The organism is Amycolatopsis anabasis (genome assembly GCF_009765355.1).
Lineage (GTDB): Bacteria > Actinomycetota > Actinomycetes > Mycobacteriales > Pseudonocardiaceae > Amycolatopsis > Amycolatopsis anabasis.
In genome coordinates this window covers 52,070-60,322 of the sequence record NZ_VTHK01000028.1, presented here as the reverse complement: position 1 = coordinate 60,322, position 8,253 = coordinate 52,070, and the positions used below count along the sequence as shown (strand labels likewise).

The 8,253-nt window shown below is 67.4% G+C and carries 8 protein-coding genes; 7 read left to right on the top strand and 1 reads right to left on the bottom strand.

The annotated features are described in order from the left end of the window. Positions 1-1,050, bottom strand: a 1,050-nt coding sequence (locus FXO23_RS31005; protein WP_218952193.1) for a transposase, incomplete at its 3' end; no start/stop codon positions are given. A gap of 373 nt (positions 1,051-1,423) precedes the next feature. Between FXO23_RS31005 and FXO23_RS31000 the strand changes: the two genes are divergently transcribed. The 7 genes from FXO23_RS31000 to FXO23_RS30970 all read left to right on the top strand — a co-directional run bounded on the left by FXO23_RS31000 (position 1,424) and on the right by FXO23_RS30970 (position 8,108). Continuing rightward, positions 1,424-3,373, top strand: a complete 1,950-nt coding sequence (locus tag FXO23_RS31000) for a ParB N-terminal domain-containing protein (RefSeq protein WP_158889039.1) — start codon at positions 1,424-1,426, stop codon at positions 3,371-3,373. 368 nt (positions 3,374-3,741) lie between these two features. After that, positions 3,742-4,464, top strand: coding sequence for a PP2C family protein-serine/threonine phosphatase (locus FXO23_RS30995; protein WP_158889038.1), 723 nt, complete (start codon positions 3,742-3,744; stop codon positions 4,462-4,464). Then, complete coding sequence (locus FXO23_RS30990) at positions 4,461-5,423, top strand: bifunctional DNA primase/polymerase (RefSeq protein ID WP_158889037.1); 963 nt, start codon at positions 4,461-4,463, stop codon at positions 5,421-5,423. Before FXO23_RS30995 ends, FXO23_RS30990 begins: the two co-directional genes overlap by 4 nt. A 51-nt stretch (positions 5,424-5,474) precedes the next feature. Beyond that, positions 5,475-6,194: a hypothetical protein gene (locus tag FXO23_RS30985; protein ID WP_158889036.1), complete on the top strand. Its 720-nt coding sequence runs from the start codon at positions 5,475-5,477 to the stop codon at positions 6,192-6,194. A gap of 76 nt (positions 6,195-6,270) precedes the next feature. Then, positions 6,271-6,504 (top strand): hypothetical protein, encoded by a 234-nt coding sequence (locus tag FXO23_RS30980; RefSeq protein WP_158889035.1) that lies wholly within the window; start codon positions 6,271-6,273, stop codon positions 6,502-6,504. Positions 6,505-6,980: 476 nt separating this feature from the next. Beyond that, positions 6,981-7,403: a hypothetical protein gene (locus tag FXO23_RS30975; protein WP_158889034.1), complete on the top strand. Its 423-nt coding sequence runs from the start codon at positions 6,981-6,983 to the stop codon at positions 7,401-7,403. A 303-nt stretch (positions 7,404-7,706) separates the two neighbouring features. Continuing rightward, positions 7,707-8,108: a hypothetical protein gene (locus tag FXO23_RS30970; RefSeq protein ID WP_158889033.1), complete on the top strand. Its 402-nt coding sequence runs from the start codon at positions 7,707-7,709 to the stop codon at positions 8,106-8,108. The last annotated feature ends 145 nt before the right edge of the window (positions 8,109-8,253 follow it).

Sequence of the window (8,253 nt, the reverse complement as noted above, 5' to 3'; positions counted from 1 at the left end):
GGCTTCGGCTTCGGCTTCGGCTTCGGCTTCGGCTTCGGCTTCGGCTTCGGCTTCGGCTTCGGCAGGGAGGATGTCGGTCAGCAGCCTCTCGGCAACCTCCGCGTCACCACTGTTGCCGGGTGTGACCCCGGTGGCGGTGATGACCTCGGTGTCGGGATCGATCGCGATATGCCCCTTGTAGCCGTCAAAACTGTGGGCGTTGGTCTTGTGGCCGTGGCGGGCATCGGGATCCACGGTCGAGATGATCCGATCCGGGGCGACCGTGCGCACGATCCGAAACACCCCGTCCTCGCCATCGGTCAGGTCCTGCCCCAACACCATGGCCAGCAACCGTGCCGCCCGGCTCACCGCCTCACCCGACTCCCGGCCATCCAGCAGCGCCAGCAGCGCGAACCCGTCCCGGGCCCGGGAGTCGATCAACGCCTCCCGGGCGGCCTGATCGTCCCAATCGATCTGCGGCTTCGCGGCGCTGGCGTAGTCGTCACCGGATGCCAGCGCCGTGCGCAACCGCGCCGACAACCCGGCATCGGCAGCGGCCAGCAGACCACGGATCGCCGAGCGGATCAGGGTGATGGTGTCCATCGTGGCCACCGCGTCATACAGCGGGGTGGAATCCAGCACCCGCTTACGCCCGACCAGACCAGCCTGCCGGGCAACATCCAGCGTCACCTGGAAGATCCGGTCCGGCCGAACCGAACGGCCCAACCTGGCGCGCATATCCACCAGCACGGTGTGCACAAACCCCGGATAGTCAAAATCCAGACCCCCGGCGGCGTACTTCCAGCGGGCGTCGAAGGCGAACCGCTCGACCGCCTCCCGATCCGACAGGCCCTCGATGCGTTGCAGCACCATCACCACCGCCACGATCATCGGCGGCACCGACCGGCGCCCCACATCCGTGAACAGGTCCGCGAACAGCTCATCCGGGAACAGCGCGAAGCATTCCCGATGCAGCACCCCGTAGATCGAATCAGGGGCGACCCGCCCCTCGCAGTAGCCCACCGTCGAACACAACAGATCGGTCTGGCGGGGTGCACGTCCCAACGTCACCCAGTCATCCTGTCGAAACGATCACCACCACCGGGCGACCAACACGCCAAAATTCTTAGCCGCCAAGACACCAGCCACCTAGTCGTTGTGGCAGCGCGGGAGGAAGCGGGGTGTCCGGTCGGGACGACGCACTCTAGCGGAGCCTGGCGCCGCCGGGAGCCCGCGATTTTTCGATGATACCGCCAGTTGACGCTCTGGTCGGGCTCTCCGGCGGCGCGGGCGGCCCCGCTGGGTCGAGTGCGTCCCGACCGGGACACCCGCATTCCCCTTTTCCTCTGCTGCGCCAATCACCCAGCAGACCGGGGCGGTGCGGGGTTCGGGGTTGGTTCCCGCGCGTGCGGGGGCCAGCCGTCCCCGTGTGAAGGAGCGTCTAGTGACCAGCACTGTTGATCTTCCCGACCAGCGCGGCGGCGAGCCGATCGTCGACGAAAGCGCGGACACCACTGTTGCGGTGCCGCAGGAGTCCGACGAGAGCACCGATCTCGCCAGCGGCGCGGTTGCGGCTTCCGACGACCTGACGCAGCGGCGCGCGGAGTGGGAGGACGAGTACGACCGGATTCTCCGCTTCGACCCGAACGAGGTCGTGATCGACGAGAACGTCCGCCAGGAGAACGCGGACGCCGATGACGACACGGTCCGCGATATGCGCAGCCGCGGAGTGGACACGGCCGTGAAGGGCTACCGCGCCGAGGACGGCACCGTGATGATCACCATGGGGCAGCGTCGCGTCCTCAACGCTCGTGAGGCCGGGTGCGAGCTACCGGTGTGGATGCAGGCACCGCCCCCGGCGGACAAGCGCAAGGCCGCGATCGAGCGGATCGTCGCGCAGGTCAACGAGAACGACCTGCGGAAGGGTCTCACCCGTGGCGACGAGTACAACGCCGTGCGACAGCTGGCCGCGTTCAACCTCAAGCCCGCAGGAATCGCCCGCAAGCTCAACCGCGGCGCCGGCGGTGCCCAGCACATCGAGAACGTGCTCAAGGTGGGCGACAGTGAACTCGCCGCCGCGGCCGCCGACCGCTACGGCCTCGACCTGGAGCAGATGGCGGTGGTCGCGGAGTTCGAGGGCTCCGGCGACCTCGACACCGCCAAGGAACTCATCAAGACTGCGCTCCAAAACCCCAACAATTTCAAGGTCCTCGCCGAAAGCAAGCGTCAGGACCGCGCCGAGAGGGAGCGTGTTCGGGAACTCACCGAGCGGCTCACCCAGGAGCTGACCGAGGCAGGGGTCACCATCCTCGATCCCTCGGTCAACGACTGGACCGGGGACGCACGCTCGCTCGACCGGCTGCGCCCGTCACCGGACAGCGAACCCTACACCGAGCTCACTGTCGAAGCCCACGCGAGCTGCCCCGGGCACGCCGCCTGGATCGACGAGGACTACGACGACGACGAGAACCCCATCGTCGTCGCCAAGTACGGGTGCACCGATTTCCGGGCACACGGCCACGCACTCGCACACGCCCCGGAAGGCCAGGCGGAGTTCAGCACCACGGTGACTCCGGCCACCACCGATGACGTGTCCACCGAGGACGATGACGGCGAGCACGGCGACACTGAGGCGGCCGCCGCGGCGGCTGCGGAGGAACGAGCGCGCCAGGCCGCGCGGATCCTGCGGCGCTGGGTGATCGAGAATAACAAGCTCTGGGACGCGGCGAAGCGCGAGCGGCGCAACTGGCTGGTCAATTTCGTCAACCGCAAGAAGGTACCGCGGGGTGCCCAGGTGTTCCTCGCGGTGCAGAAGGCCAAGGGCAGTCACGAGCTGCGCAGGGCGATGGAACGCAATCACAAACTGGCCCACGAGTTGCTCAAGCTGCCCGAGCCCGGTTACGGACAGCCCAGCCAGCTCCCGGACGAGATCACCACAGCATCTGCAGCATCTGCGTCCAAGGCCGTCATCTACGACGTGTTCCTTACGTTGTGCGCCATGGAGACGGACCTCACGCGCGATGCGTGGCGCAAGCCGTGGGAGTTCGAGAAGGAGTACATGTCCGCGATCATCGACTGGGGCTATGACGCCTCCGATGTGGAACGCAAGGTCCTCAACCCCGAGCGCGAGGAGGACGTGGTCGCCGCCCAGCTCGGCACCCACGAGTCGGCCGGAGACATCGAGGGCGACGGCGCCGGTGAAGTCGAGGCCGACGAAGACGAACACGGCGACGGCGAAGACGCCGAGGAGGACGAGGACAGCCCTGGGGATGACGAATTCGGGGATGACGAGGTGGACGATCCCGAGTCCGTTGACGGTTTTTCCGATCCCGATGGGGAATCAGAGTCCACCGAGGCTGACGAGGCGTGGGAAATGAGCAGCGCCACGGTCTAGTTCCCGCGTCACTCGTCCCTGATGTCGACAGCGGGTGGGTGCGGAGGCCGCTGCGCTCCGCGCCCACCCGCTGTCGTGCTTCCCTTCTTCTTTTTCTGGCCACTCGAAGCCAGTGTGGAATGGAGATTCCCGCGATGCATCCTCATCTTCCTGCTGCGCCACAGGATGTTCACCGCACGACGACGTTTTCCGCGCAGTACCACCCGGTCTGGCCACACTCCGAACTACCGCCCGGTCCGCGCTGGGCGCACGCAGTGTGCCGATGTGGTTGGGCCGAATGCGCCGAGTCCCGTCATGACGCGCGGGTGCTGGCGCGCCACCATCGTCGTTTCGCTGCCGAGCGCCAGGGGTTCTATCCCGGTTGGGCCTTGCGCATCGGCGACCGCAGTTACCAGGCCGACGCCACCGGGATCCACGTGTCCATTACCGGCGGCCAGCAGGCGTGGGCGGTGGCCGACGGCATCGGTGACGGCCCGTTGCCCGCCTACGCCGCGGGCAGCGCCGCGTCCGTGGCGTCGTATGTCGCCGCCGAGCGCGGCAGCGTCGCCGGGTTGCTCGCCGCCACCGACGCCCTAAGCGGATTGGCCTACGAGGACACCGTCCTGGTCGTCGCAACGCCCCTCCCCGATGACAAGGGCGGCGGGTGGGACGTGGCCTGGGTCGGGGACTGCCGAGCCTACGAGTACCGCCCCGAACACGACCTGCTCGCCCAGCTGACCCTGGACCACACCCGTGGTCAGGATCTGCGCCGATCCCTGGCGTCCCGGTACGAGGGGCGGCTTGACGAGCTCGAGAAGCTCGCTGGGCCTCACGACCGCGTGGTGATGTCCTCGGTCGGTTCTGCCACCGAGAGCACCATCGGCCACGTCGCCACCTTCGGTCCGCGGCGCCGGCTGCTGTTGACCAGCGACGGGGTGCACAAGGCCGTGCCCCGCCGCAGTATCGCGCGAGCCGCCCGGCTGTTCGGCGATCCGCGGACCTGCGCGCACAAGCTCACCGTCGCCGCCCAGTATTTCGGCGGCACCGACAACGCCGCTGCCATGGTCATCGACCCGCTGCCGGGTCACGACGGCGTCGGCCTGGCCCAGTGAGCGCCCTCGCGGCGGTGGCCTCGCCTCCGGAACTGGCCGACTCCACCGCCCTCATGCAGGCCGCGCTCACCGCAGTCGGACGGGGGTGGCGGGTGTTCCCGCTCGACCCCGGCACCAAGAAGCCGTCGATCAAGCGATGGGAACAGCGCGCCACCCTCGATCCGGTACGGATCCGCCGTTGGTGGCAGCGGTTTCCCACCAGCAACGTGGGCATCGCCTGCGGGCCCTCCGGGCTGCTCGTGCTCGACCTGGATGCCGCGCACGGCCCGGTCCCGGCGCACTGGGCGGCCTTGGGTGTCAACCACGGCCGCGATGTCATCGCGCTGCTGGCCGAACGGGCGCGGCAGCCCGATCCGGTCGCGACGTTTACGGTGGCGACCCCGCGCGACGGTGAGCACCGGTACTTCCTCCGGCCGCCAGGTGCCGTGCTGCGTAGCACGGTCGGCGAACGCGGCCGGGGGCTGGGCTGGCGGGCCGACACCCGCGGCCCTGGTGCCGCGGTCACCTTCGTCGGCTCCGTCCAGGTCATCGACGGCCGGGCAGTGCCCTACACCGTGCTGCGGGATCTGCCGGTGGCTCCGTTGCCCGAATGGCTGATCACCGCACTGACTCCACCTCCGCCGCCGTCTCGGCCGACGCAGGTCCCGGTGCTCCCGGCGACTGGCCGGCGCGTCACCGCCTACGTCAACGCCGCCATCGCCGGGGAGCGCCACAACGTCGCCACCGCCGAAGAGGGCGAACGGCACATCACCCTCTACGCCGCCGCGGCCGCCCTGGGCGAACTGCTCGCCAACGACTGGATCACCCGCTCGGCCATCACTTACCACCTCACCGACGCCGCTCGCCATCACCTCGGCGTCGCCGACTTCGACTGGAAGGAGCTGTCCAACACCATCCACGACGGCATCGAGGCCGGTCGACAACGCCCGCGGGTCATCCCCGATCGCTCCCGCACCTGACCGGCCGCCGTCTCCATCTCCCAGCTGCGCACGAAAGGGAGTCATCACCGCATGTCCGAAGTAGATTCTTCAGCCGCCCCAGCGGAACCGCCAGTGTGGCTGTGGCAACGCCAACCCAACTCCGTCGAACTGGAAAAGCTCCTCGTACCGGCCAGCATCGTTCCCGACGGCTGGCTGCCCCTGCTCCAGCACCGATACCTGCCGGGCGACCGGGTGTGTTTCACCTACGACGAGCACCACTTCGACCACCACGGCGTCATCGTGCAAGACCAAGGTCTCTACGTCGCGATCGACGGCGACATCCGGGACACCGGCTACACCATCCACAAAACCGACGTACGCCCGGAAGTCGGCGAGCCGACCACTCCGGATCCTCCGGCGGCGGCGACTGTGGTCTCACCACACCGCGATCCTGTGCTGCGCATCGAGGACTACACCATTACTGCCTGCTGGAACCTCGGCACACCGCGCGACACCGGATGGCAACCACAAGCGCGCCTCCGCATCGCCTTCCAGTCGGAGTCCGGTTTCACTGCCACGCTCTACAGCGTGGACGAACTCGACCACTGTGGCCTGCGCCGTGAACGTCACCGGCCTGTCGATTCCGTGGTGGTCCACCACCATCCCGCCGCGCGACGGAGCAAGAAGGCCGTCCGCGACTGCTTGCGGGCCGCACTCGACATCGTTCGTGACGCCGTCGACCGTGGTGAGCCGGTTGTGCGCGCTCATTTCGTTCCTGACGCCACCTCGAGTGCGCAATCCGAGTCTTGAGACCACCTCCCCGCACCGACGACGCGTCCGGGACTGCTCTGCGCATCCAAGCCACCTGTTCACTGTGGAGGCTCGAATGAGCGAGACATACCAATTTGTCCATCCCAACTGCCGCATTCAGCTCGCCGAGCCAGGCGAGCCGGTGGGCGCGGATCGACTACCAGCAAAGGAATTCGGTCTCATCATCGGTGACCCCGACGACGCCGCTCTGGTCGTCCAAGGCCCGCGCGAAGAGATTCGTCATTTCCTGCGGCGCGCCCTCACAACACTGGGCACGCTGCCATCAACCAGTACGGACAACAACGAGTAGTCGCCGCAAGGCCTTTTCCACGAATGCGCCGGGCTGTGCTCGATCAGTGCCTGTCGCAACGAACGCACTCAGGTCCACGTCGACAGTCCTTATCGGGGGTCGGTCACTGTTGAATTCCATGCCAACGATCCGACCGTCCGAGTCCCCATCGCGCGCGCAGTGGCTTCCCGGCGCGACCGACATGCACGGCGTCATGAGTCCCGACGTCGACCGGGCTTGAGGTGCGTGGACCGGCCCAAGAAAAGCACGCCACGACCGGGGTGTTCAAGCGGCCTCGGAAGCTGACCGCATCCGCTCGGGTGAACCGGCCGCCACCGACATCGCCTCACCGGTTCGACGAATGGGCCGGTCCACCCCGACCGGACGAGCCAGCCCTCGGTCGCAGGCACCCCGGCCAGGGCGTGCTGGCTGCGCCGCGCTCCACACACCAACCGAGCCCGGCTCTCCCGCCAGGCAACGCGGAAAGGACCCACATTATGACCAACGACATCACCTGCCCCTTCACCACAAACCCAAAACTGTCCGAACTGGAGCAGGCACGGCACGACCTCGCCGAATATCGCAACCGCGTGCGTAACCGCGCCATCCAAGGCTTTCACGACGGCGACTGGAAACTCGACGAGCTCAACACCTCTCTGCTTCGGCTCGGGCTCGACCTCTACGAGCCTCAGTACGCCGCACGCTCCAACGTCCAGTTCTCCGTCAACTTGCAGACTGACGACAACGACCTCTTCACGGCTCGCGAAAGGATGCTGTCCCTGGCGAGCGCGAGCGGCCGCGAAGCGGTACGGGAAGCTCTGGACCGGATCGTGGCCGAGCGCGTCGGTTCCGACGCACGGATCACCACGCAGGACCTCGACGTCACCGTGTCGTACCCCATCAGCGTGGTGGTGAACTGACGATGAGCAAGTCCGCCGCCGAGCTTCGCGCGATGGCGCGACGCAGCCTCGATCAGGCACGTCTGGGGCCGCCCCGCCGCGCTGCTCAGAAACGCCAGTCGGCACAACAACTCCTGCGCCAAGCACGGGCACAGGAGTTATTCGAGTTTTCACAGAAAGTCGGCCGGGCGAATGTCACCCTCGCGGCCTTCCGGGAACATCTCCGCGCTGGACACCGACTCACCACGTCACGGTGAGCGGTACCCGCTCACCCTTTTCCGTGCTTTTCTCGCCACATTCACGGCAGTAAGGAGTCATCAAGTCATGACCATTTCCCTCGGCCACACTGCCCAGCACCCGGCGACCATGTCGTCCGCCGATACGGCCGACGACCAGGCCCTTGCTCGACTGCGCGCCGAGCGCCAGGAGTTCGAGCGGCGGGTGCGCCGGGAGGTCATTGCCCAGCACCAGCGACCGGACGGCTGGTGCGCCAACGGAACCAACCGGGTCCTCGACGACCTCGGCCTTCCGGAGCTGCAGTACACCTACACCGGGCACGTCACGGTCAACGTCAAGGTGACCGTCCGAAACGCGACCGACCTCGCTCAGGCCAGGTCTTGGGTCGAAGACGCGCTCACGGTCACCAGCGGCGATTCTGACGTCACGCTCGACGACTGGTGGGTAGGCAGCACCGACGACCTGGACGCCGACGAAGAAGACGAGTAGCCGACCCCATCAGGGTCTCGCTGCGCGTGTTCCGCGGGGGTGTGCTCGATCAGTGGCCTACTGGTCGAGCACACCCCGCCTTTGGGTTACCGCCGACCCCGTCGTCTCCCTATCCGCAATCGGTGGCGTTCCGGGTTTCCGCATT